We start from the raw sequence: 25396 nt of genomic DNA on the forward strand, positions 1-25396 counted from the left end.
ATTTTAATGCATAGAATTTAGTGAGGTATTAATTAATATTTAATATGAGTTATAAGCGTTGCATTCACAATGCAAATAAAAACGCCCGAATAATATCGGGCGCTGATGAATCATCTATAAAATGTCACTACGCTTATTCATCTTCTTCCAGATACGTATAACCGTATAAACCGGATTCAAATTCTTCAACGAATTGCGCCTGCAGCTCGGCGTCCAGATCGGTTTCTTTCACCTGATCACGGAAGCGGGCCAGCAACACGTTTGGATCCAGCTGCACGTATTCCAGCATGTCGGCTACGGTATCGCCTTCGTCCGACTGCTGCACTTCGATGCTGCCGTCAGGGAACACAAACACGTCAACCGCCGCCGTATCACCGAACAGGTTATGCATGTTACCGAGGATTTCCTGGTACGCACCGACCATAAAGAAGCCCAGCACTGGCGGATTCTCAGGGTCGTATGGCGGCATTGGCATGGTGGTCGCCACGCCGTCACCGTCGATGTAGTGATCGATAGTACCGTCAGAGTCACAGGTGATATCGAGCAGAACCGCACGACCTACCGGTGGCTTATCCAGACCTTCGAGCGGCAGAACCGGGAACAGCTGATCGATACCCCACGCATCTGGCATTGACTGGAACAGCGAGAAGTTGACGTACAGTTTGTCCGCCATACGTTCCTGCAATTCGTCGATGATCGGACGGTGCGCACGGTTGCTCGGATCCAGCTGATCCTGAATTTTGTTGCAGATATTCAGGTAGATATCTTCTGCCCAGGCGCGCTGAGTCAGATCCAGAATACCGTGCGCATACTGCGAATGGACATCGTGCAAGTCCATCTGGCTGTCATGCAGCCATTCACGCAGCGAGCGGCGGTTTTCCGGGTCGTGCATTTCGTTCCAGGTATCCCACATGCTGCCCAGCGCACGCGGTGCGTCATTTTCAGGCGCGACCGGCTCTTTAAATTCGTTGCGCTCAACGCCAATCACGTTGGACACCAGCACGGTGTGGTGCGCGGTTACGGCGCGACCAGACTCGGTGATTACCGTCGGATGTGGCAGACCATGTTCATTACACGCATCGCCGATACCCCAAATGACATTGTTGGCGTATTCGTTCAGGCCGTAGTTCACCGAGCAGTCAGACTGCGAACGGGTGCCCTCGTAATCCACGCCCAAACCGCCGCCAACGTCGAAGCACTGAATGTTGACGCCCAGCTTGTGCAGTTCTACGTAGAAACGCGCTGACTCACGCACGCCGGTCGATATATCGCGGATATTCGCCAGCTGTGAACCCAGATGGAAGTGCAGCAGTTGCAGGCTTTCCAGACGCCCGGCTTCACGCAGCATTTCGACCAGTTGCAGAACCTGAGAAGCCGCCAGACCGAATTTGGATTTCTCGCCACCGCTGGACTGCCATTTGCCGGAACCCTGTGAAGACAGACGCGCACGCACGCCCAGACGCGGGATCACGTTCAGACGTTCCGCTTCTTCAAGCACCAGTTTAATCTCAGTCATCTTCTCGATAACCAGATATACCTTGTGACCGAGTTTCTCGCCGATCAGCGCCAGACGAATGTATTCGCGGTCTTTGTAGCCGTTACAAACAATAACGGAACGGGTCATTCCGGCGTGCGCCAGAACGGCCATCAGCTCAGCTTTCGAGCCTGCTTCCAGACCCAGCGGTTCACCGGATTCAACCAGCGATTCAATCACGCGGCGGTGCTGGTTAACCTTAATCGGATAAACCAGGAAATAGTCACCCTCATAGCCGAACGATTCGCGCGCACGTTTGAACGCGGCGTTAATCGAACGCAGACGGTGCTGCAAAATTTGTGGGAAACAGAACAATGCCGGCAGACGCTGACCGTCCTGCTCACGCATGTCTTTTACCAGCTGTGCCAGATCAACACGGGCAGAAGGCACGTCAGGATCCGGGCAGACACTGATGTGGCCCAGCTCGTTGACGTCATAATAGTTGTTACCCCAATAGGCAACGTTGTAAGTGCGCAGCATCTTGCTGGCATCACGATCGTTCACGGCAACCTCCTGCATGGAGCGCAAAGAAACAGTATCGCCCGCGTGTGACGGACGGTGGGACTGGATGTCATCAGACATAGGTAAATCCTCTTTCTATACTGACAACATGGCCAGCCACTATCGCAGTAACAACAGGTGAGAACAACCCGCAAGGCTGGCTTTCAGACAGGATAAAACCCTGCGCGCCACAGCCACGGGACTGTTTTCCACTCATATCATTGTAAAACACGTTTTTAGACTCCGTGTGACGAGTCGGGAGAAATCAGGGGTGGGTGCCCCAGAAGGTTGCAGGCTACATCAGTTATATGTCGGGATGGCGATGTTCACGCAACCCGGAAGTTACTGAGTAGCGTACCGATGTCGGGGACTGACCTGTCTATAGTCAGGCTGTCTGAAACATCGCAGAGATGACAGACGTTTTTCTGACTGAAGGTCTGAAAGAAGTGCTGCAGAACGCAATGAAGGCTGCAGGGGATGCTGTTGAAATGTTACAAACGGTAAAAAGTGGGTCATTAAACTAACCACCTCCACACGTGCCACGCATCACCCGCGGGCATTCGAGCTGAGAAAACAGTAATTACTGGAATACGCTGCTTCTGCAGGAACTACAGAAATGTGCATAGCGCGCGCCGTTTATACCGGCAACCCGCTGTAATTGCAAAATGAAAATGCAGTGCAAATAGTTTCCGGACGTGAATATCACTGCAATCCCGCACAATAACGCCATATCCATCACAAAAATGACTGGCAATTGCATCGTCTGCTATCCTAAAATAGCCGTCCAGATGTTAATCCGTCCGCACGCTTGGGTGGTTAACGCGCAAACTGCTTCAAGGCTTTGCCTAATGGGGACATGCAGGACGCATTGCGACAATGGCGAGCTCAGCTCCTCATCTGCCAGTCTCCCCAGTGCTATGCAGTGATATCTAACCCGTCGTATGTAAGGTAAAGAACATAATGGCTAAACACCTCTTCACGTCCGAATCCGTTTCGGAAGGACATCCAGATAAAATTGCTGACCAGATTTCTGATGCAGTCCTGGACGCAATCTTAGAGCAAGACCCAAAAGCACGTGTTGCATGTGAAACTTATGTCAAAACCGGCATGGTCCTGGTTGGCGGTGAAATCACCACCAGCGCATGGGTCGACGTTGAAGAAATCACGCGTCAGACTGTTCGTGAAATTGGCTATATCCATTCTGACATGGGTTTTGATGCCAATTCCTGCGCAGTTCTGAGCGCTATCGGCAAGCAATCGCCGGACATCAATCAGGGCGTTGACCGTACTGATCCGCTGGAACAAGGCGCAGGCGACCAGGGTCTGATGTTTGGTTATGCCACCAACGAAACCGACGTGCTGATGCCAGCGCCGGTAACTTACGCACACCGTCTGGTGCAGCGTCAGGCTGAAGTTCGCAAATCAGGTACGCTGCCGTGGTTGCGTCCGGATGCAAAAAGCCAGGTCACTTTCCAGTATGACGAAGGCAAAATCGTCGGCATCGACGCAGTGGTATTGTCCACCCAGCATTCTGAAGACATTGCGCTGAAAGATTTGCAGGAAGCGGTGATGGAAGAAATCATCAAACCTGTATTGCCAGCAGAATGGCTGAACGCCGGGACTAAATACCACATCAACCCGACTGGCCGTTTCGTTATCGGTGGCCCGATGGGTGACTGCGGTCTGACCGGTCGTAAAATCATCGTGGATACCTACGGCGGCATGGCACGTCACGGTGGCGGTGCGTTCTCTGGTAAAGATCCGTCTAAAGTTGACCGTTCAGCGGCTTATGCTGCACGTTATGTTGCGAAAAACATCGTGGCTGCAGGTCTGGCTGACCGTTGTGAAATTCAGGTATCTTACGCAATCGGCGTGGCAGAACCGACTTCCATCATGGTGGAAACCTTCGGTACAGGTAAAGTGTCTAACGAACAACTGACCCTGCTGGTTCGCGAGTTCTTCGACCTGCGTCCATACGGCCTGATCCAGATGATGGACTTACTGCACCCGATCTACAAAGAAACTGCTGCATACGGTCACTTTGGTCGCGAACATTTCCCTTGGGAAAAAACCGACAAAGCGGCTCAGTTGCGCGAGGCAGCAGGCCTCAAATAATATTTTCAGACTGTTCTGCACAAAAACCCTGCCTGTGCGGCGGGGTTTTTTATTGCCTGTTTTTGCGAGATTTATAGGGAGGGAGTCTGAATTTTGGTGGATAATGAAAACGGTTACAGATAATAACTTGTTATAAATTAATACATTATTTCAATGATTAAAAATGTGTCACATAATTTTGATTGATATAAATCAATTTATGGGCTATTACTCTGCATGAAAGCCCCCTCCCTGCTGCATATCTCTTTGAATCCCTTACCGAACAACGATCCCAATCGCACCTATAAGTGTAAACGATTACAACACTGTGACCGGGTTCACGTTAAGCTGTGCGCAGGGTAAATAACATAACAGCCTAAGCATTATTACAAACTCAAAACGATTGCATTATTTTGGAGACCGGATGAACAACTCAACATCGACCAAAGGAAAACGCTCTAACAAAAGCGTCACTTTCTTTGTCTGTTTTCTCGCTGCACTGGCCGGACTGCTGTTCGGCTTAGATATCGGCGTCATCGCTGGTGCCCTGCCATTTATCAGCCATGACTTTCAAATTACCAACCACCAACAGGAGTGGGTTGTTAGTTCTATGATGTTTGGTGCTGCTGTCGGTGCTGTGGGCAGTGGCTGGCTGAATTTCCGCCTTGGACGTAAGTATAGCCTGATGATCGGCGCTATCTTGTTCGTCATTGGTTCCCTGTGCTCCGCCTTTGCGCCTAATGCAGAAATCCTGATTGTTGCTCGCGTTCTGCTGGGTCTGGCGGTCGGTATCGCGTCTTACACTGCGCCGATTTACCTGTCAGAAATCGCACCGGAAAAAATCCGCGGCAGCATGATTTCCATGTACCAGCTGATGATCACCATTGGTATTCTGGCGGCGTATCTGTCTGATACCGCATTCAGCTACACCGGCGCATGGCGCTGGATGCTGGGTATCATCACCATTCCTGCGTTGCTGTTACTGATTGGCGTCTTCTTCCTGCCGGACAGCCCGCGCTGGCTGGCGGCCCGTGGCGATGACGGTAAAGCGCGCCGCGTTCTGGAAAAACTGCGTGATTCCAGCGAGCAGGCAAAACGCGAACTGGATGAAATCCGTGAAAGCCTGAAAGTAAAACAAAGCGGCTGGGGTTTGTTTGTTAACAACAAAAACTTCCGCCGTGCGGTATACCTCGGCATTCTGTTGCAGGTAATGCAGCAGTTCACCGGTATGAACGTCATCATGTACTACGCACCGAAAATCTTCGGCATTGCCGGTTTCGCCAGCACTTCTCAGCAGATGTGGGGCACGGTGATTGTTGGTCTGGTCAACGTTCTCGCGACCTTCATTGCCATCGGTCTGGTTGACCGCTGGGGTCGTAAGCCAACGCTGAAACTGGGCTTCCTGGTGATGGCTGTTGGCATGGGCGTGCTGGGTACAATGCTGCACATCGGTGTTGAATCCGATGCGGCGAAATACTTCTCCATCGCCATGCTGCTGATGTTTATCGTTGGTTTTGCGATGAGTGCCGGTCCGTTGATCTGGGTTCTGTGTTCTGAAATTCAGCCGCTGAAAGGCCGCGATTTTGGTATCACCGTGTCCACCGCGACCAACTGGATTGCCAACATGATCGTCGGCGCGACCTTCCTGACCATGCTCGACAGCCTCGGCAACGCCAATACCTTCTGGGTGTACGCCGCGCTGAACGTGGTCTTCATCTTCATCACCATTGCGCTGATCCCTGAGACCAAAAACGTTTCTCTGGAACACATCGAACGCAACCTGATGAAAGGCGAAGCCCTGCGCGACATCGGTAAGTAAGTTATTCCTTCCTCCCCTGCAAAGGGGAGGAATTCCATATTGCATCTCCCTCCCGCCAGATTTATCCTTCGCCAGATGAAAACCTCACGTCTCCCCATCGCCCTTCAGCAAGCCGTTATGCGCTGTCTGCGGGAAAAACTTCTGATGGCCAATCAGTTTTTCGGCACCGATTACAGCGAGCCGGAAATCACCTATCAGCAACGCGGCACCAGCGCGGGAAGCGCGTACCTGCAACACTGGCAAATTCGACTGAATCCGGTTTTACTGATGGAAAATCAGCAGCCGTTTATCGATGAAGTGGTTCCCCACGAACTGGCACATTTGCTGGTATACCGGCGCTTTGGCCGTGCGCCTGCGCCGCATGGCAAAGAGTGGCGCTGGATGATGGAACACGTGCTGGGGGTTTCCGCAAGCAGAACGCATAAGTTCGAAGTCGCTTCGGTGCAAAGCAAAACCTATCCGTATTTATGCGCCTGCCGCGACCATCAGCTCACCGTGCGTCGTCATAATAAAGTGATGCGAAAAGAGTCAGAATATCGCTGTCGCCATTGCGGCGAGCTCTTACGCTTCAACGCTAAAGGCACCACTAACTGTTGATTTTTCAATCACTAATCGCGGTAAAGTCTGATTGTCACAGCCCGAGGTATCCGTTACCCTTCCGGCCTTTTAGTCTCAGGGCTTTCAGAAACATGTTTCGTAAAACGTTCTTATCTTTTCTGTTTATCTGTGCGCTGGTACCGCTGAGTGCCTACAGCCAGTCTGGCCACGCCATCAATAATTTTAGTCAGGCCAAAGCCGCCGCCGTCAAAATTAATCAGGGTGCGCCTACATTTTACTGCGGCTGTGACATCAGCTGGCAGGGGAAAAAGGGGACGCCGGATCTGCAATCCTGCGGCTATCAGGTACGTAAAAGCGAACAGCGCGCCAGCCGAATTGAGTGGGAGCATGTGGTTCCCGCGTGGCAGTTCGGTCATCAGATGCAGTGCTGGCAGGACGGCGGTCGAAAAAATTGTGCGAAAAACGCCGATTATCGTCAGGTAGAAACTGACCTGCATAACCTTGAACCGGCCATCGGTGAAGTGAACGGCGACCGTAATAACTTTATGTATAGTCAGTGGAACGGTGGCGAAGGGCAATATGGCCGCTGTGAAATGAAAGTCGACTTCAAAGCCAAAGCCGCTGAGCCGCCAACCCGCGTCCGGGGCGCCATCGCGCGCACCTATTTCTACATGCGCGACCAGTACAAACTGAATCTGTCCCGCCAGCAAACCCAATTGTTTACTGCCTGGGATCGCCAGTATCCGGTCACTTCATGGGAATGTGAACGCGACAACCGCATCGCCAGCGTACAGGGCAATCATAATCCTTACGTTCAGCAGGCTTGCGCACAACGAAAAAGCTAACTTAGTATTAACACGTCATCAGGGCACATTAGCTCGCGACAACGCGGGCTAATCACGCCAAAATAGCCCTCCAGAAAAGACTTTAAGGACAGCAGCCTCACATGCGCATACCCCGCATTTATCATCCGGAAACCCTGACCGCTCACAGCGAGATTGCGCTGAGCGAAGATGCCGCCAACCATGTCGGACGCGTTCTGCGGATGCAACCCGGTCAGGCAATACAGTTATTTGATGGCAGCAATCAGGTTTTTGAAGCCAGCATCACCCAGATTGATAAGAAAAGTGTGCGTGTCAGCCTGAACGAAGGTGTGCTGTCAGACAACGAATCTCCGCTGAATCTGCATCTCGGCCAGGTAATTTCACGCGGCGAGAAGATGGAGTTCACCATCCAGAAATCTATAGAACTGGGCGTGAACTCCATTACCCCGCTGTTCTCCGAGCGTTGTGGCGTCAAACTTGACGGCGAACGTCTGGAGAAAAAATTGCAGCAATGGCAGAAAATTGCCATCGCAGCCTGCGAACAGTGCGGACGTAACCGTATCCCTGAAATTCGCCCGGCGATGCAGCTGGAAGCCTGGTGCGCCGAACAGGATGACAGCCTGAAGCTGAACCTGCATCCGCGCGCCAGCCACAGTATTAATACCCTGCCGCTACCGGTGAGCCATGTCCGCTTACTGATCGGCCCGGAAGGCGGTTTATCCGCTGACGAAATTGCAATGACCTCCGGCTACGGATTTACTGATATCCTGCTGGGACCCCGTGTTCTGCGTACAGAAACCACAGCACTCACCGCGATAACGGCCTTACAGGTTCGTTTCGGCGATCTGGGTTAAGAGGAGACCAAATGATCAAGCTTGGCATCGTGATGGACCCGATTTCTTCCATCAACATTAAAAAAGACACCAGTTTCGCTATGTTGCTGGAAGCGCAGAGTCGTGGCTACGAGCTGCACTACATGGAAATGAATTCCCTGTATCTGCGCGGCGGCGAAGGCCGTGCGACCACTAAAAAACTCAGCGTGAAGCAGGATTATGACGGCTGGTATGAGTTCGGTACTGAGCAGGATATCGCCCTGCAGGAACTGGATGTCATCCTGATGCGTAAGGATCCTCCGTTCGATACCGAATTCATTTACGCCACTTACATTCTTGAACGTGCCGAAGAAAAAGGCACGCTGATCGTTAACAAGCCGCAGAGCCTGCGTGACTGTAACGAAAAGCTGTTCACCGCGTGGTTCCCTGAACTGACGCCAGATACGCTGGTCACGCGCAATGCGGCACAGCTGAAAGCGTTCCACAAAGAACACACTGACGTGATCCTCAAGCCGCTCGACGGCATGGGTGGCGCGTCGATTTTCCGTCTGAAACCGGAAGACGCGAACGTTTCTGTGGTGATTGAAACCCTGACCGAACACGGCAGCCGTTTCTGTATGGCGCAAAATTATCTGCCAGCCATCAAAGACGGTGACAAACGCGTTCTGGTGGTCGACGGCGAACCAGTGCCTTACTGTCTGGCACGTATTCCGGCGCAGGGAGAAACCCGTGGTAATTTGGCTGCCGGTGGTCGTGGTGAAGCACGTCCGCTGAGCGAAAGTGACTGGGCGATTGCCCGGACTGTCGCGCCAATCCTTAAGCAGAAAGGCCTGATTTTTGTCGGCCTGGATATTATCGGTGACCGCCTGACTGAAATTAACGTCACCAGCCCGACCTGTGCGCGTGAAATCGAAGCTGCATTCCCGATTTCCATCACCGGCATGCTGATGGATGCTATCGAAAAACGTCTGGCTGCCCGCTGAACTGACTGACCGCATAATCTGATGGGTTGTTCAGCAATGCTGGATAACCCACTTTTTTTGCTGCGGATGACGTACTACACTGCCCTCTCCGCTGTATTTCAATTTCTGAGGTTAAACATCCTACATACCATGAATCTACAACATCACTTTCTTATTGCGATGCCTGGCCTGGATGAACCCCAGTTCAAACGTTCGGTCGTCTATATCTGCGAACATAATGAAGACGGCGCAATGGGTCTGGTGATTAACAAACTGGTCGAAGATTTCACCGTTGAAAACGTCCTCGACAAGCTGGACATCACGCCCGAGCCCCGCGACCTGAACATCAGCCTCGACCGGCCGGTCTTTTCCGGTGGCCCGCTGGCTGATGACCGTGGTTTTATTCTGCATACGCCGCGCGAAGGTTTTGGTTCCAGTATCCGTATCTCGGACAGCACCATGATCACCACCTCGAAAGACGTGCTGGAAACTCTGGGCACGCCCGACCAGCCGAAAGATGTGCTGGTGGCGCTCGGTTACGCTGCATGGGAACAAGGCCAGCTGGAAAAAGAGTTACTGGAAAATTCCTGGCTGACCATTGAAGCCAGCAGCGACATTTTATTCCGCACCCCGATTGCCGATCGCTGGCGTGAAGCCGCGAAAATGATCGGCGTCGATGTCAGCCAGCTTGCCACGCATGCAGGGCATGCATAATGGCTAACCGTACGGTTTTTGCTTTTGACTTCGGCACTAAAAGTATCGGTCTGGCCATCGGACAGGAAGTTACCGGCACAGCCCGCCCGCTGACATCGTTTAAAGCGCAGGACGGCACGCCGGACTGGCAGAAAATCGAAAAACTGCTGAAAGAATGGCTGCCGGATCTGGTCGTTGTGGGTCTGCCACTGAATATGGACGGCACAGAACAACCCCTGACTGCCCGCGCGCGCAAATTTGCCAATCGCCTGCATGGCCGTTTTGGCGTTCAGGTTGAGCTGCATGACGAACGTCTGAGCACCGTTGAAGCCCGCGCTGATTTGTTTGATCGTGGCGGCTTTCGCGCCCTCGACAAAGGCAGCGTAGATGCCGCTTCTGCGGTGATCATCCTGGAAAGCTGGTTCGAGAAACAATGGAGTCAGTCCTGATTTTCGGTCAGCAGCCCGGCACTTTGCCGCTGCTGACGACTTTGGGCAAATGTCTGCATTCCGGCCTGCGCGCCGGTTTGCAGAATGTCAGCCAGCTGATGGGTTTTACCTTCGCGGATCATATTGCATACCGCTGGCGTTGACGTCAGCACTTCGAAAAGCGCCACCCTTCCCGATTTATTACCGTCCTTTTCCTGGGTTACCGCCAGTTTTTGCGCGACGACAGCCCGCAGACTGCCCGCAAGCTGTGCCCGCACAAAGGCTTTTTCCTCCGCCGGAAAGACATCAACCAGCCGGTCGATGGCCTGCGTCGCATTGCGCGTATGCAGCGTCGCCAGTACCAGATGTCCGGTTTCTGCCGCCGTCAGCGCCAGCCGGATGCTTTCGGTGTCGCGCAGTTCGCCCAGCAGTAACACGTCCGGATCCTCACGCAATGCTCCCCGCACCGCTTCACTGAATGAACGGGTATGCAGCCCCAGTTCGCGCTGCTGAATAAGGCACCCTCTGCTGATGTGGATAAGCTCAATCGGGTCTTCCAGCGTAATAATGTGCCGCGTCGTGCGGCGGTTGAGGTAATCAATCATTGCCGCCAGCGTAGTGGACTTTCCGCTGCCCGTTGCGCCGGTCACCAGGATCAGGCCGTCTTCCCGCATAATGATTTGCTGCAAGATATCCGGCGCCAGCAACGTTGCCAGTTCAGGACAACGGGCGGGCACCGCTCTTAGCGCTGCCGACAAACCATGCAGTTGCTGAAACACGTTCAGACGCATCCGTACTCCTTGCGCCAGCGTCAGCGCTTTATCGAATTGCCCGGCCAGTTGTAAACTTGTCTGTTCCGCGACATTCAGCCACTGACTGATGAGTTTTTGCATCTGCGATGCGTCTATCACCGGCAGGTCTTCACAGGGACATAATTCCCCTGCGATGCGCAGCACAGGCCGATAGCCGGTACAAAGGTGCAGATCAGAGGCATTTTGCTTTACACTACGTCCCACTAATCCATCAATATCCATGTTGAAATCCTCCTGAGTCCCTATGAGCCTTAGTCAGCAAAACGCTATTGAGCAGAACTTACACAATGTCCGCGAGAAAATCGCAGCCGCTGCACACCTTTGCGGCAGGCCTTCAGAAGAAATTACATTGCTTGCAGTGAGTAAAACTAAACCTGCGAGCGCTGTCGAAGAAGCAATTGCCGCCGGGCAGTTAGCGTTCGGCGAAAACTATGTGCAGGAAGGCGTGGATAAGATTGCCCACTTTGCCGGACACCAGCCTGCGCTGACCTGGCATTTCATCGGGCCGTTGCAGTCGAATAAAAGTCGTCTGGTGGCGGAGAACTTCGACTGGTGCCATACCATCGACCGTCTGAAAATCGCCCAGCGACTGAACGAGCAGCGTCCGGCGGATTTAGCGCCGTTACAGGTGCTTGTCCAGGTGAATATCAGCGACGAAGCCAGTAAATCCGGCATTGCGGTGGGAGATGTGGCAGAACTGGCGACGCAGATTATGGCGATGCCTAACCTGACCCTGCGTGGTCTGATGGCCATTCCGGCTGCTGAAACTGACTATACGCGCCAGCTGGAAGTGTTTGGAAAGATGCGCGAGGCCCTGAAAGAGTTACAAAAGATTTGCCCGCAAGCCGATACTTTATCGATGGGCATGACCGATGATATGCCCGCCGCGATTGCTGCCGGCAGCACGATGGTTCGTATCGGCACCGCCATTTTCGGTGCCCGCGATTACAGCGCAAAACAGTAACAGCTCACTGCTGGTTTACTGCTTTACTATTGATTGGCTCAATTCAGCCCCCATTAAAAGCAAGGAGCATGAATGCAACATCGCAAAATTTGTTTTATCGGTGCAGGTAACATGGCAGGCGCCATCATTTCCGGCTTGGTTGAAAGTGGTTATCCGGCCAATATGATCAGCGTTTGTGCCCCTTCCACCACCCATCGCGATGCGCTGGCCGCAAAATATGGCGTACAGAGCAACAGCGATAACAGCGGCTGCGCGAAAGTGGCGGATGTCGTTGTCTTGTCTGTAAAACCGCAAATGATGGCGGATGTATGTAAAGCACTGCAAAAAGACGTGGATTTCAGCGATAAGCTGGTACTGTCGATTGCCGCAGGCGTCAGCGTGGCGCGTTTCTGCGAGCTGCTGGGTGAAAACCTGAACGTGGTGCGGATTATGCCTAATACGCCTTCGCTGGTTGGACAGGGGATGAGCGGTTTATATGCGCCGCAACAGGTTTCACAGGCTGACCGTGATTACAGCGGCGAACTGATGACCGCCGTCGGCAAAATTTGCTGGGTCGATACCGAAGAAGGTATCAACCACGTAATTGCCGCCGCAGGCAGCGCACCGGCGTATTTCTTCCTGTTTATGGAAGCGATGCAGGCCGAAGCGCAGCGTCTGGGATTCAGCGCAGAAACTGCGCGGATGCTGGTCGAACAAGCCGCCAGCGGAGCCAGCGCACTGGTTGCTGCCAGCCCGGACACGCCATTGTCACAACTTCGTGAGAATGTGACGTCCAAAGGCGGCACGACGTTTGAAGCACTGAAAGTGTTTACGGATCGTCAATTACCGGAGATTGTCTCCGAGGCCATGCAGGCCGCCATTACCCGCGCGCAGGAAATGGAAAAACTGTTCTAATTAAAAATATTAAAAGGTAACGCATGTTAACGCTGACTTTTCTGGTCAAAACACTGATTGATCTCTACGTGATGGTTTTACTGCTGCGCATCTGGATGCAATGGGCACGTACAGATTTTTATAATCCGTTTTCACAGTTTGTAGTGAAGATTACTCAGCCGATTATCGGACCACTTCGCCGGATTATTCCGCCGCTGGGTCCGATTGACAGCGCAAGCCTGTTGCTGGCGTTCATTCTTTGCACCATCAAATTCCCGCTGCTGTTGCTTATCCAAAGCGGTGCTATCTTCTTTGGTCTGAGCAGCCTGCTGATTGGCCTGATAGGGCTGGTCAAAGCCGCCGGTTATCTGGTGTTCTGGCTGGTCATTATCCGCTCCCTGATGAGCTGGGTGAGCCAGGGACGCGGGCCGATGGATTATCTGCTGATGCAGCTGACTGAGCCACTGATGGCGCCAATCCGTCGTATTCTTCCGGCAATGGGCGGCATCGATTTCTCGGCAATGGTCGTGATCCTTATCCTGTATATGCTCAATTATCTCGGTATGGATCTGCTGGGTGCGTTGTGGTTCCAGCTTTAAGCCCTGCGTTCTGGCAGTCAGACGCGCTGGTTTTGCGGCTGGTCATCCAGCCCAAAGCCAGCCGTGACAGCCTGGTGGGTTTGCATGGCGACGAACTGAAAGTCGCCATCACTGCCCCGCCAGTAGACGGACAGGCCAACACACATCTGGTGAAATTTCTCTCAAAACAGTTTAAAGTCGCCAAAAGTCAGATAAGCATTGAAAAGGGCGAGCTGGGCCGCCATAAACAAGTCCGCATTACCCATCCGCAAAATATCCCGACTGAGGTCGCGGTACTGCTCGCTGAATAACGTTTAAGTCAGGACTCTCCCATGCAGAAAGTCGTATTAGCTACCGGCAACGCCGGTAAAGTGCGTGAACTCGCACATCTTCTGGCCGATTTCGGGCTGGACGTGGTCGCACAAACCGAACTCGGCGTCGAATCCGCCGAAGAAACCGGCCTGACGTTCATTGAGAACGCCATCCTGAAAGCCCGCCACGCGGCGGCTATCACCGGTTTGCCTGCTGTTGCCGATGACTCCGGTCTGGCGGTTGATTTTCTCGGCGGCGCACCGGGGATTTACTCCGCACGCTACGCAGGCGTTGATGCCAGCGATCAGCAGAATCTGGATAAACTGCTTGTGGCATTAAAAGACGTACCGCAGAGTCAGCGCACCGCACAGTTCCACTGCGTACTGGTGTATATGCGCCACGCAGAAGACCCGACGCCACTTGTCTGCCACGGCAGCTGGGCTGGCGAAATTACTTTTGCCGAAGCAGGCGCAGGCGGCTTTGGTTATGATCCGATTTTCTATGTTCCTGAGCTGGGTAAAACCGCCGCAGAACTGACCCGCGAAGAAAAAAGTGCGGTTTCACATCGTGGCCAGGCACTGAAGCTGTTGTTTGCTGCGATGAAAGAGGCTGTACAGAAGAATGCGTAAGTTACCGCCGCTGAGTCTCTACATTCATATTCCGTGGTGCGTGCAAAAATGCCCTTACTGCGATTTCAACTCGCACGCGTTAAAGGGTGAAGTACCGCATGACGATTATGTTGCGCATTTGCTGGCCGATTTAGATGCAGACCTGCATCTGGTGGGCGGGCGCAGCGTAGGGACAATTTTTATCGGCGGCGGAACCCCAAGCCTGCTGAGCAGCGAAGCGATGCAGGATCTGCTCGACGGCGTCCGCGCGCGCTTGCCGGTCGATGCTGACGCTGAAATTACCATGGAAGCCAATCCGGGTACCGTCGAAGCAGACCGCTTCAGCGGCTATCAGCGCGCCGGAGTGAATCGTATCTCCATCGGGGTACAGAGTTTCGAAGCGCAGAAACTGGAGCGTCTGGGACGTATCCACGGCCCTGACGAAGCGAAACGCGCAGCGCATCTGGCGACCGGTCTGAATCTGCGCAGTTTCAATCTGGATCTGATGCACGGCCTGCCGGATCAGACGCTTGAAGAAGCGCTGGATGATTTACGTCAGGCCATCGCGCTGAATCCACCGCATTTGTCATGGTATCAGCTGACGATCGAACCGAATACGATGTATGCCTCGCGCCCGCCAAAACTGCCAGACGACGATGCGCTGTGGGATATTTTCGAGCAAGGCGATCAGCTGCTGACCGCCGCCGGTTATCAGCAATATGAAACCTCTGCTTATGCCAAACCGGGCTATCAGTGTCAGCACAACCTGAACTACTGGCGCTTCGGGGATTATCTCGGCATCGGTTGTGGCGCGCATGGCAAACTGACGCAGCCCGACGGGCAGATTCTGCGTACCGTGAAAACCAAGCACCCGCGCGGTTACATGCAGGGGCGTTACATGGATAAACAGTATCCGGTCGAGACTGAAGATTTGCCGTTTGAATTCTTTATGAACCGTTTCCGCCTGCTGGAAGCCGCGCCGCGTGAAGAATTTGGCCTGTATACCGGACTGGATGAATCGGTGATCCGCGCGCAATTAAACGAAGCTATCGCCAAAGAATATCTGGTAGAAACCGACACCCACTGGAAGATCACCAGCAAAGGAAAACTGTTCCTGAACTCACTGCTGGAGCTGTTTTTGGCGGAGTAAGGATTAGAAAACAAAAAAACCGCGTAATCGCGGTTTTTTTGTGTCTGTGACTTGGCAGATTACTGTTTCAAATCCGTCAACAAGGCTTTGTGCTGAGTATCCAGATTCGTTACCCGCTTACAAACGTCATCGCCAAAGGCTTTGAACTCTTTTTCCTGTTTGTTCCACTCTTCCTGAACAGCCTGTTGCAGCCCGCCCAGATTACCCATCATTGCCTGCAACGGATTGCCGCCGCTGGCCGCCTGCTTAAGGCCCATTTCATTGATACTGTCCTGCATCACGCCGCCCATGGTTTGTTCCATCAGCTTCTGACCATTCTGTTTAACCTGATCCACCGCTTTATAGTGGAAGGTCAGCCCGTCGGTGCGATGTTCAATGATGAGATTCATCTGCTCTTTCAGCTGCTTGTCGAGCGTGACCAGACGGTTACGCACGTTACTGTCAGTACCAAGTTTCTCAACGATCACACGGTCAACTGCCACACGGCCTTTTTCGAGATGCGCCGTCGCACCCTGATCAATCCATGGCAGGTCACGGCGTAAACCGGCCTGGTAATCGATCGCTTCCTGACGCTGTCTGGCGCTCAGGGTCATGTCTTTTCCGTTAAGAGTCACGTTACCGTTAGGGGTGATCAGTAAGTCACCGTTTTTGCCCACAACCTGCACGGTCTGCGGCTTGATAACAACATCGTCTTTAGGTTGCACCGCACATTGATAATCAGCCTGCGCGCTCCACGCGGTCAGCGCCAGCAATGCAGCCAGCCCGGTATTTACCACTCCGCTTTTTACTAACATGTACTCTCCCTTAAGACAGCAAACTCAAAAAATTGATCGGCCAATACGTTGCGCCAGTAATTCTAAGGCAGCAATACCTGCCAAAGAGTTCCCTGCCGCATCAAGTTCCGGTGACCATACCGCAATACACATCTCCCCGGGAACGACAGCAATAATGCCGCCCCCCACACCGGATTTGCCCGGCATTCCCACGCGATAAGCAAATTCACCCGCGCCGTCGTACATGCCGCTGGTGACCATCATCGCATTAATCTGTCGCGCCTGACGGGCATCAATGAGCGGTTTTTCACTGCCCAACGGTTGGCCTTTATTAGCAAGATAAACAAACGTCCGCGCCAGTTCTTCACAGCTCATGCGCAGTGCGCAGTAGTGAAAATAAGTATGCAGAACCGTGATGACATCGTTGTCGAAATTTCCGAAAGACTTCATCAGATATGCAATCGCCGCGTTGCGGTCAGAATGCTCAAATTCAGAACGGGCGACGTGCCGATCGTAGTTGAGATCGGCTGATCCGGCCAGCTGACGCACAATTTCCAGCATTCTCTGCTTCGGTGCGGTCAGGCGCGTTTGCAGCAGATCGCAGACCACCAGCGCACCCGGATTGATAAACGGATTGCGTGGTTTTCCCTGTTCAAGTTCAAGCTGTACCAGCGAATTGAAAGGCTGGCCGGAAGGTTCTTTGCCGACACGCTGCCAGATTTCACTTTCCTGATAACGGGTCAGCGCCAGCGTCAGGCTGAGCACTTTGGAAATTGACTGGATTGAAAAACGCATATCGGCATCACCGGCACGAAAGATCTCCCCTTTCGTGGTACACACGGCGATCCCTAAATGTTCGGGGCTGACTTCGGCCAGTGCAGGAATGTAATCGGCAACGTTGCCGCGGCCAATCAGCGGCCTGACCTGCGAAAGAATATCTTCCAGCAAACTGTTATCGAGTTCGGTACCCAACGTCCTGCCTCCAGATGCAACAAAGGTGCCGGAAAGGCACCTTTTAAAGATTCAGAATTTATCTGACTGGTGGAATCAATCCCACCAGATATCGAACAGTTCTGAAACTTCTACGTCTTCCATTTTATGGTCTTCTAACCATTTTTTGACCTGCTCGCGCTGTTCATCAGTGCAGTGACCGATGTCCTGACGGCAAACCAGACCTTCCCATTGCAGATAGCCACTGCCATCGAAAGCCAGTTTATTTGGCTCGATCACACCGTCGATGAATTTATCCAGGGATTCATCAATGGTTTCTACCGCGGTACCTTCCGGGAAACGCCATTTTACAGAGAAGCCCAGTTCCTGGAACTCGGCAATGTGTAACTTCTTACGTAAACGACGACTGCGATTTGTAGCCATTATTGCTTCCTCTCAAACATCAGATCCCATACGCCGTGGCCTAAACGCTGGCCACGCATTTCGAACTTGGTCACCGGGCGCGATTCAGGACGCGGAACATAATTACCTTCCTGCGACAAATTCGCCCAGCTTTCTAAACTGGTCATCACTTCGAGCATGTGCTCCGCATACGGCTCCCAGTCGGTTGCCATGTGGAACACACCGCCCACTTTCAGCTTTTTGCGCAGCTTCTCAACGAACTCCGGCTGCACGATGCGGCGCTTATTATGACGCGCTTTGTGCCACGGGTCAGGAAAGAATAGCTGCACCATGTCGAGCGAGCCATCCGGAATCATTTTTTCCAGCACTTCGACCGCATCGTGACACATCACGCGCAGATTGCTGACGCCCTCTTCATGCGCGGTCGCCAGACATGCGCCGACACCCGGCGAGTGGACTTCAATCCCGATAAAGTTCTGATCAGGATTCTGTTTCGCCATGGTGACAAGTGACGTGCCCATGCCGAAACCGATTTCCAGCACAACCGGTGCTGAGCGACCAAATAAGGCATCAATCGCCAGAGGTTCCGCCTGAAACTCCACGCCCATCACCGGCCAGAAGTTGTCCAGCGCAAATTGCTGACCTTTGGTCAGACGGCCCTGACGGCGGACAAAACTACGGATACGGCGCATCGCGCGACCGTTCTCGTCGAACTCCGGTGAAATGACGTCGTTTTTCATGGTGTTTCCACTCCGATTGGCAAGACGCGGTACCCGCGCGCGGATGCCTGTGTTTTGGTCACTAAATATAAGGAAAGGCGCATTATCCAAACTTACTCCCGATTAGCAAGGCTTGCGGGCAGGAAATCCGTCAATACAGTGCGGAAAGTTCCGGTTTACAGCCAGACGGGAACTGTGATGTGATCAGCCCCGTCTTTTAACCCTGCCGGACTGTAATTCACCCATGATGGAAGCCCAACGTTTCTCACCTCTGGTGCTCGACTGGTATCAGCGTTATGGCCGCAAAACGCTGCCGTGGCAAATTGCAAAAACACCTTATAAAGTCTGGCTTTCAGAAGTGATGTTGCAGCAAACGCAGGTAGCGACTGTTATTCCGTATTTTGAACGCTTTATGCAACGTTTTCCGACGGTGTCTGATCTCGCCGCCGCGCCACTCGATGAAGTTCTGCATCTGTGGACAGGACTGGGTTATTACGCCCGGGCGCGTAATCTGCATAAAGCGGCACAGACCATCGCCAGCCAGCACAGCGGTGTGTTTCCTACCACCTTTGATGAAATCCTCGCCCTGCCGGGCATTGGCCGTTCCACTGCCGGAGCAGTTTTGTCACTGGCACTTAATCAGCACTACCCTATTTTAGACGGGAATGTGAAGCGCGTTCTGGCCCGCTGCTATGCCGTTGAAGGCTGGCCGGGCGAGAAGAAAACTGAAAATAAGCTGTGGACGATAAGTGAAGACGTCACCCCTGCCGAAGGCGTTGCACAGTTTAATCAGGCAATGATGGATCTGGGCGCGATGGTGTGCACCCGCAGCAAGCCAAAATGCGAACTGTGCCCGGTGAAATCAGGCTGCGAAGCTTATGCGCATCACAGCTGGGCGAAATATCCCGGTAAAAAGCCTAAGAAAACCCTGCCGGAAAAGACCGCTTTTATGCTGATGATCCAGCAGGAAGACAAAGTCTGGCTGGAACAGCGTCCGCCGGTGGGCCTGTGGGGCGGGCTGTTCTGCTTCCCGCAATTTACCACCGAAGATGAGCTGGCTCTCGGGTTGCAAAAATACGGTGTTATGCAAAATCAGTTGCAGCAGCAGACCGCTTTTCGTCACACTTTCAGCCATTTCCATCTGGATATTGTTCCGATGTGGTTAAATCTGCGTTCTTCTGCGGGTTGCATGGATGAAGGTGCGGGTCTCTGGTATAACTTAGCGCAACCACAATCCGTCGGGCTGGCCGCGCCGGTTGAGCGTCTTTTGACGCAACTGGCCAAAGAACCGACCCAAAAGAACGATCGATAAGGAATTAGCATGAGCAGAACGATTTTTTGTACTTTTCTCAAGCGTGATGCTGAAGGGCAAGACTTCCAGCTGTACCCTGGCGAGATTGGCAAACGTATCTTTAATGAGATTTCGAAAGAAGCCTGGTCTCAGTGGATGACCAAGCAAACTATGCTGATCAACGAAAAGAAACTCAGCATGATGAATCCGGAAGACCGCAAATTGCTGGAACAGGAAATGGTCAACTTCCTGTTCGAAGGTCAGGATGTTCATATCGAAGGCTATACCCCACCGTCAAAATAATCATTAATAACAATGATTAAAATATTAAGGCAGGTGCTGAAAAGCGTCTGCTTCTTTCATCAGAAATGGCTTTTAAGATGAAGAAAATTCTCGCTTTGCTGGTTATCGCGCCCATGTTGATCTCCTGCTCCGGCAGTAAGAAAGACCAGTTCAACGAAGCTTATGTCAAAGATACCAACGGATTCGATATTTTGATGGGGCAGTTTGCCCACAACATCGAAAACATCTGGGGTATGAACGAAGTGCTGATCGCGGGTCCGAAAGACTATGTGAAATATAGCGATCAGTATTACACCCGCAGCCACATCAACTTTGATGCGGGTACGATTACTATCGAAACCATTTCTGGTACGGATCCGGCAGCCAGCCTGCGTCAGGCGATCGTCAGCACATTGCTGGTGGGTGATGATCCGGGCAACGTTGACCTCTATTCCGACGCCAACGATATCCAGATCAGCCGCGAGCCGATGTTATACGGTCAGGTGCTCGACAATACCGGACAACCAATCCGCTGGGTCGGGCGCGCCAATAGCTTTGCCGACTATCTGGTGCAGAACAAGCTGATGCGCCGTCAGTCCGGTATGCATATCATTTATTCCGTCACCATCCAGATGGTGCCAAACCACCTGAACCAACGTGCGCATAAATATCTGCCGATGATCCGTGAAGCGTCCGCCAAATATGGCGTCGATCAGTCACTGATACTCGCGATAATGCAAACCGAATCAGCCTTTAACCCGTATGCGGTGAGTAATGCCGATGCGCTGGGCCTGATGCAGGTTGTGCAGCACACCGCAGGTGTGGATGTGTTCAAATCTGAGGGCAAATGGGGTAAACCAAGCCGAAGCTATCTCTTTGATCCACAAAATAACATTAATACCGGTACAGCTTATCTGGCGATGCTGCAAAACGTGTATCTGGGGAATATCAATAACCCGACCTCACGTCGCTACGCAGTGATTACGGCGTATAACGGCGGTGCCGGCAGCGTTCTGCGCGTGTTCTCACAGAACAAAACGCAGGCGTTTAACATCATCAACAATATGGCGCCGGGTGATGTTTACACCACACTAACGACGAAACATCCGTCGGCAGAATCACGCCGTTATCTTTACAAAGTGAACAATACTCAGCGCAGCTACCGCCGCGTCGATTAACGTTTATCGTACCGGCTCTTCAGGCGTGAGGAGCCGGTACGAACACCTTAACTGTGGATCTGTACACTCTGAGTCTGGAGAGTTTGTGTCTGGAACTTACCTTCGCCCAAATCACTGACAATGTGATTCATCCGCTCTTCCGTCAGCTGATAATAACGAATTGAGAACGCTGTAATCAGATAGAAAATTGCCGGTAAGACGGTGAATAAAATCAGGACGCCGCGCACAGCCTCCGCCGATTGTTGTTCTACGCCCGCCTGATAACCAAACCATGCCAGCCCCCAGCCAGTCAGCGCGCCACCAATCGCCACACCAAGCTTAATCACAAAGATATTGGCCGCAATGTTCATCCCGGTAATACGGCGCTGGGTTTTCCATTCGCCATAATTATTGGCATCCGTAATCATTGACCATTGTAATGGTGCGTTTATTCCCTGTAATAAATTAAGCGCGATATGGACAATAAAGGCGGGGATCCAATAATCGGTTGGCAGCACAAAGAAAAGTAACCCTGCGAAAGCGCTTAATATATTCACCCAAATCGACGCGCGTATTTTACACATCCACGAGCCCAGTTTTTTGGCAAATAAACTCCCGATAACGGCGGCAACGGTGGTGGCCATCATGAAAATGGAAATAATGCCACTTCCCTGATGAAGAACATACTGCACAAAATACACCAGCAAACTGCCGCGCACGACGACACCGCACAACATGGCAAGATTATAAACGGAGAGGATCCGCCACTGGTCATTTTGCAAAAGAACCCGGACATCGCGAACAATATTCATGTTCTCTTCTTTCACCGGCGTAATACGTTCCCGCGTCGTCAGAAAACACACAAAGAACATCACACAACCAATCACACCGAAGATGCCCATCGCCCACTGCATGCCGGTCGCCCTGTCGCCCGGTGAGATGAAATCCGCTAACGGCAGGATAAGCGCGGTGCCCATTGCGCCACCGATCGGCGCAATAGCAAAGCGCCAGGATTGGAGGGAAAGATTATCCTGCGGATCGGCCGTAATCGCCGCGCCTAATGAGCAGTAAGGGATATTAATCGCCGTGTACATTAAGGTCATAAATATATAGGCGAATACCGCATAGACAATTTTACCGGTCTGTTCAAAGTCCGGTGTTGAATAAACCAGTACACAACTGACGGCAAACGGAATGCAAATAATCAGTAACCAGGGGCGAAATCTTCCCCAGCGACTTTTGGTCTGATCGGCAATCGCGCCCATAATAGGATCCGTGATCGCATCAAGCACCCTGACCACTAAGAACAGTGTTCCCATGACAGCCGGAGGTAAGCCATAAATATTCGTATAGAAATAAGCAAGAATAGCGACAGATGAATCAAAAACAATGTGACTTGCCGCATCACCTAATCCAAAACCCAGTTTTTCTTTCGCACTGATCCTTTCAGTTAATGCTGACATGCAGTCACCTTTATTAAGATGGAATTCTGCATTAGTTATAATTCCAGAAAATCACTCTGAGTATTGTGATTTCTCATTTACGTTTTATGCTTTTAATCAACTGTGACGCAGGTATCTATACTCTGGCTGAATAAGAGGATTATTTTCGACCTGCATCACATATCCTGACGTGCGTTTATTACCAGCAGATAACGAAATAAAAACCCATCCGCAGATGGGTTTTAAGGTGGACTATTGCGCGAGAACATACCCCATCACGCGTTTCCAGCCGACAGGTTTCTTCTCGATATACACGCCCTGTAATTCCGGCGAGAAGCCCGGTAACAGGTTGATCCCCTCTTCCAGCGCCATAAAGTAGCGCTGAACCGCCCCGCCCCACAACTCGCCAGGCACCACGCACAGCACGCCCGGAGGATATGGCAGCGCGCCTTCAGCAGCGATACGCCCTTCTGCATCACCAATCGCCACCAGCTCGATGTTGTCGCGGATAAACTCGTTATGCGCATCCTGTGGATTCATCACCACTTTCGGGAAGCTCTTTTCGCGGAACATCTCTTTTTGCAGCTCTTTCACATCGAAACTGACGTAAAGATTATGCATTTCCTGACACAGCTGGCGGATGGTGTAATTGCGATAACGCTCTTCGTTTTTACGATATACCGTCGGCAGCACTTCGCTGAGCGGCGCGTCTTCTTCGATGTACTGCTCAAAACGCACCAGCTCTTCCACCAGCAGCTGCATTTTTGCCGGTGTTTCGGCAGGCGTCAGCAGGAACAGGATCGAGTTCAGATCGCATTTCTCCGGCACGATGCCGTTCTCGCGCAGATAGTTAGCCAGAATAGTCGCCGGGATCCCGAACTCAGTGTATTTACCGCTGGAGGCATCAATACCCGGCGTGGTCAGCAACAGCTTGCACGGATCCACGAAATACTGTTTTTCGGCATAACCGTCGAATGCGTGCCAGCGCTCTCCCGGCACAAAATCGAAGAAGCGCACATCGTTAGCCATCTCATTGGTTTCATGATCCTGCCAGCGCTTACCTTCGACCACTGGCGGCACAAATGGCAGAATCATCGAGCATTGATCCAGCAGCATTTTGCGGGTTTCGATGCCGAGCTTCACACATTCCATCCACATATGTTTTCCGCTGCCACCGGCATGGATGCGCGCATTTACATCCAGCGCGGCAAACAGCGGATAAAACGGGCTGGTCGAGGCGTGCATCATAAACGCATTGTTGAGCTTTTTATGGCTGCAATGCCGCTTCTGGCCTTTGATGTGATTGTCTTTTTTGTGGATCTGCGAAGTCTGAGAGAATCCGGCCTGCTGCTTATGAACCGACTGCGTAACGATGATGCCCGGATCGTTTTCGTTAAGCTCCAGCAGCAGCGGCGAACACTCTTTCATCATCGGGATGAATTGCTCATAACCAACCCATGCGGAATCAAACAGGATGTAATCGCACAGATGACCGATTTTATCGACCACCTGACGGGCGTTGTACACCGTGCCGTCGTAGGTACCGAGCTGGATAATCGCCAGACGGAACGGACGTTTCTCTTCAACGCGATCCGGCGCCACTTCTTTGATTTGTTTGCGCAGATAAGCTTCATCAAAACAGGCCGCATCGATGCCGCCGATAAACCCGAACGGATTGCGTGCTGTCTCGAGATACACCGGCGTCGCGCCTGCCTGTAAAAGCGCGCCGTGGTGGTTTGATTTGTGATTGTTACGGTCGAACAACACCAGATCGTCGCGGGTCAGCAGCGCGTTAGTGACGACTTTATTGGCCGCAGACGTGCCATTGAGCACGAAATAGGTTTTATCTGCGCTGAAGACTTTGGCTGCATATTTTTGAGCGTCTTTCGCCGAGCCTTCGTGGATCAGTAAATCGCCCAGTTTGACGTCCGCATTACACATGTCGGAGCGGAAAATATTCGGGCCAAAGAAATCATAAAACTGACGCCCGGCCGGATGGCGACGGAAGAATTCGCCGCCCTGATGCCCCGGACAGGCAAACGTGGCGTTCTCCATCTCAACATACTTTTTCAGCGTGTCGAAAAACGGCGGGAACAGGGCTTCTTCATAAGCCTGTGCGGCAAATTCAATCTGGGCCGCATAAAACGCCTGATTGGCATCCGACAACGTAATCACGCCTTTCAGCACCGGTAAAAATTCCGGCGAAACCTGCTCCGTTCCCTGCACTGCAACAAACGCGGGAATGCCAAATCCCAGCGCTTCAATCTCCGCCAGCCTGCCGTGGTTCAGCTCGCCCACAGAAATGATAATGGCCGCGACGTCCGCGTAATCGGCGCGACGCAGGTCAACGACCAAACGAGCTGTCTGGAGATAAGGGGCGACGGACGCGCTTGCTGCAAGTTTTAAGTGTTTCATTCAGACTCTCAAACTGTTAAGTAAGAGGGTGTGCCAGGTGGCACAGCAATGAGCTGGATCTTACGTCATAAAGGTTTCGCGCAGAGTCCGGCCCGGCAATTGACGTTAGCTGAAGCGAGTTATCGAATGCGACAGGACAATGCCGGTGCGGCAAAGTGGTAACAAATCGAGTTTCAGGCCCGGCCACGTCTGATAGACAACAGTAAAAGCAGAGAAATGCCCTGTGGATGACTCTCTGTTTTTAATAATGCCTAACAGCGGACAAACGGTAGCCTTACCGCATGAAAGAGACTGCAAAAGGAGAAAAGCTGAAATCGTGGTGTTTACAGCACCCGGAGATCATCATCAGATTTTTTCTGCACTTATAAAAAGCGCGATGTGATAAACCAGCCATGCCGCAACCCTCTTGAGCTGTCGCGTG

Annotated in this window: 25 protein-coding genes; 17 read left to right on the forward strand and 8 right to left on the reverse strand. The window is 52.3% G+C overall.

The features are described from left to right. Positions 1–133: 133 nt before the first annotated feature. Positions 134–2116: a biosynthetic arginine decarboxylase gene (speA, locus tag J1784_RS25180; RefSeq protein ID WP_113878236.1), complete on the reverse strand. Its 1983-nt coding sequence runs from the start codon at positions 2114–2116 to the stop codon at positions 134–136. Positions 2117–2995: 879 nt separating this feature from the next. Here speA and metK point away from each other — a divergent pair. From metK to ruvX, 8 genes are all read left to right on the forward strand, one after another. Continuing rightward, a complete protein-coding gene (gene metK, locus J1784_RS25185; RefSeq protein ID WP_217151442.1) occupies positions 2996–4150 on the forward strand; it encodes a methionine adenosyltransferase in 1155 nt (384 codons plus the stop codon). Between the two features lie 403 nt (positions 4151–4553). Further along, entirely contained in the window at positions 4554–5948 is a 1395-nt protein-coding gene (locus tag J1784_RS25190) for a sugar porter family MFS transporter (protein WP_217151443.1), read from the forward strand. Between the two features lie 75 nt (positions 5949–6023). Further along, positions 6024–6545 (forward strand): SprT family zinc-dependent metalloprotease, encoded by a 522-nt coding sequence (locus J1784_RS25195; protein WP_217151639.1) that lies wholly within the window; start codon positions 6024–6026, stop codon positions 6543–6545. Positions 6546–6637: 92 nt separating this feature from the next. Then, positions 6638–7351, forward strand: coding sequence for a deoxyribonuclease I (gene endA, locus J1784_RS25200; protein WP_217151444.1), 714 nt, complete (start codon positions 6638–6640; stop codon positions 7349–7351). Between the two features lie 101 nt (positions 7352–7452). Next, positions 7453–8184, forward strand: a complete 732-nt coding sequence (gene rsmE / locus J1784_RS25205; protein ID WP_217151445.1) for a 16S rRNA (uracil(1498)-N(3))-methyltransferase — start codon at positions 7453–7455, stop codon at positions 8182–8184. 11 nt (positions 8185–8195) lie between these two features. Continuing rightward, positions 8196–9146 carry a glutathione synthase gene (gshB, locus tag J1784_RS25210; RefSeq protein ID WP_152327742.1) on the forward strand — a complete coding sequence of 317 codons (951 nt, stop codon included), beginning with the start codon at positions 8196–8198 and terminating at the stop codon, positions 9144–9146. Positions 9147–9275: 129 nt separating this feature from the next. Further along, complete coding sequence (locus J1784_RS25215) at positions 9276–9839, forward strand: YqgE/AlgH family protein (RefSeq protein WP_217151446.1); 564 nt, start codon at positions 9276–9278, stop codon at positions 9837–9839. After that, positions 9839–10267, forward strand: a complete 429-nt coding sequence (gene ruvX, locus J1784_RS25220) for a Holliday junction resolvase RuvX (RefSeq protein WP_013576828.1) — start codon at positions 9839–9841, stop codon at positions 10265–10267. The genes J1784_RS25215 and ruvX overlap by 1 nt, the downstream gene beginning before the upstream one ends. Here ruvX and J1784_RS25225 read toward each other — a convergent pair. Beyond that, positions 10258–11280 carry a type IV pilus twitching motility protein PilT gene (locus tag J1784_RS25225; protein ID WP_217151447.1) on the reverse strand — a complete coding sequence of 341 codons (1023 nt, stop codon included), beginning with the start codon at positions 11278–11280 and terminating at the stop codon, positions 10258–10260. The genes ruvX and J1784_RS25225 overlap by 10 nt on opposite strands. 22 nt (positions 11281–11302) lie before the next feature. Between J1784_RS25225 and J1784_RS25230 the strand changes: the two genes are divergently transcribed. From J1784_RS25230 to hemW, 6 genes are all read left to right on the forward strand, one after another. Then, positions 11303–12022, forward strand: a complete 720-nt coding sequence (locus J1784_RS25230; RefSeq protein ID WP_217151448.1) for a YggS family pyridoxal phosphate-dependent enzyme — start codon at positions 11303–11305, stop codon at positions 12020–12022. Positions 12023–12094: 72 nt separating this feature from the next. After that, positions 12095–12916 (forward strand): pyrroline-5-carboxylate reductase, encoded by an 822-nt coding sequence (proC, locus tag J1784_RS25235; RefSeq protein WP_217151449.1) that lies wholly within the window; start codon positions 12095–12097, stop codon positions 12914–12916. A gap of 23 nt (positions 12917–12939) precedes the next feature. Beyond that, positions 12940–13494 (forward strand): YggT family protein, encoded by a 555-nt coding sequence (locus tag J1784_RS25240; RefSeq protein ID WP_013576832.1) that lies wholly within the window; start codon positions 12940–12942, stop codon positions 13492–13494. Further along, positions 13479–13784, forward strand: a complete 306-nt coding sequence (yggU, locus tag J1784_RS25245) for a DUF167 family protein YggU (protein ID WP_217151450.1) — start codon at positions 13479–13481, stop codon at positions 13782–13784. Before J1784_RS25240 ends, yggU begins: the two co-directional genes overlap by 16 nt. A 21-nt stretch (positions 13785–13805) precedes the next feature. Continuing rightward, complete coding sequence (locus tag J1784_RS25250) at positions 13806–14414, forward strand: XTP/dITP diphosphatase (RefSeq protein ID WP_217151451.1); 609 nt, start codon at positions 13806–13808, stop codon at positions 14412–14414. Beyond that, positions 14407–15543 (forward strand): radical SAM family heme chaperone HemW, encoded by a 1137-nt coding sequence (gene hemW, locus J1784_RS25255; protein ID WP_217151452.1) that lies wholly within the window; start codon positions 14407–14409, stop codon positions 15541–15543. The genes J1784_RS25250 and hemW overlap by 8 nt, the downstream gene beginning before the upstream one ends. 59 nt (positions 15544–15602) lie before the next feature. Here the strand turns inward: hemW and J1784_RS25260 are convergent, their stop codons facing one another. The 4 genes from J1784_RS25260 to trmB all read right to left on the reverse strand — a co-directional run bounded on the left by J1784_RS25260 (position 15603) and on the right by trmB (position 18409). Then, the gene (locus tag J1784_RS25260) at positions 15603–16337 is read right to left on the reverse strand and encodes a YggN family protein (protein WP_217151453.1); all 735 of its coding nucleotides are present in this window, start codon (positions 16335–16337) and stop codon (positions 15603–15605) included. A gap of 24 nt (positions 16338–16361) precedes the next feature. Further along, positions 16362–17288, reverse strand: coding sequence for a glutaminase B (gene glsB, locus J1784_RS25265; protein ID WP_217151454.1), 927 nt, complete (start codon positions 17286–17288; stop codon positions 16362–16364). 75 nt (positions 17289–17363) lie between these two features. Continuing rightward, positions 17364–17690: a YggL family protein gene (locus J1784_RS25270; protein ID WP_217151455.1), complete on the reverse strand. Its 327-nt coding sequence runs from the start codon at positions 17688–17690 to the stop codon at positions 17364–17366. Further along, positions 17690–18409, reverse strand: coding sequence for a tRNA (guanosine(46)-N7)-methyltransferase TrmB (trmB, locus tag J1784_RS25275; protein WP_217151456.1), 720 nt, complete (start codon positions 18407–18409; stop codon positions 17690–17692). Before trmB ends, J1784_RS25270 begins: the two co-directional genes overlap by 1 nt. 223 nt (positions 18410–18632) lie before the next feature. Here trmB and mutY point away from each other — a divergent pair, with 223 nt between their 5' ends. The 3 genes from mutY to mltC all read left to right on the forward strand — a co-directional run bounded on the left by mutY (position 18633) and on the right by mltC (position 21139). Next, complete coding sequence (gene mutY / locus J1784_RS25280) at positions 18633–19700, forward strand: A/G-specific adenine glycosylase (protein WP_217151457.1); 1068 nt, start codon at positions 18633–18635, stop codon at positions 19698–19700. A gap of 9 nt (positions 19701–19709) precedes the next feature. Then, positions 19710–19982: an oxidative damage protection protein gene (locus J1784_RS25285; RefSeq protein ID WP_104923222.1), complete on the forward strand. Its 273-nt coding sequence runs from the start codon at positions 19710–19712 to the stop codon at positions 19980–19982. 77 nt (positions 19983–20059) lie between these two features. Continuing rightward, positions 20060–21139 (forward strand): membrane-bound lytic murein transglycosylase MltC, encoded by a 1080-nt coding sequence (gene mltC, locus J1784_RS25290; RefSeq protein WP_217151458.1) that lies wholly within the window; start codon positions 20060–20062, stop codon positions 21137–21139. A gap of 47 nt (positions 21140–21186) precedes the next feature. Here the strand turns inward: mltC and J1784_RS25295 are convergent, their stop codons facing one another. Both J1784_RS25295 and speF read right to left on the reverse strand, forming a co-directional pair. Continuing rightward, positions 21187–22581, reverse strand: a complete 1395-nt coding sequence (locus tag J1784_RS25295; RefSeq protein WP_217151459.1) for a glycoside-pentoside-hexuronide (GPH):cation symporter — start codon at positions 22579–22581, stop codon at positions 21187–21189. Positions 22582–22812: 231 nt separating this feature from the next. Continuing rightward, positions 22813–24975, reverse strand: coding sequence for an ornithine decarboxylase SpeF (speF, locus tag J1784_RS25300; RefSeq protein ID WP_217151460.1), 2163 nt, complete (start codon positions 24973–24975; stop codon positions 22813–22815). Positions 24976–25396: the final 421 nt, after the last annotated feature.

This window comes from Rahnella ecdela, from assembly GCF_019049625.1.
In the GTDB taxonomy this organism is placed as follows: domain Bacteria; phylum Pseudomonadota; class Gammaproteobacteria; order Enterobacterales; family Enterobacteriaceae; genus Rahnella; species Rahnella ecdela.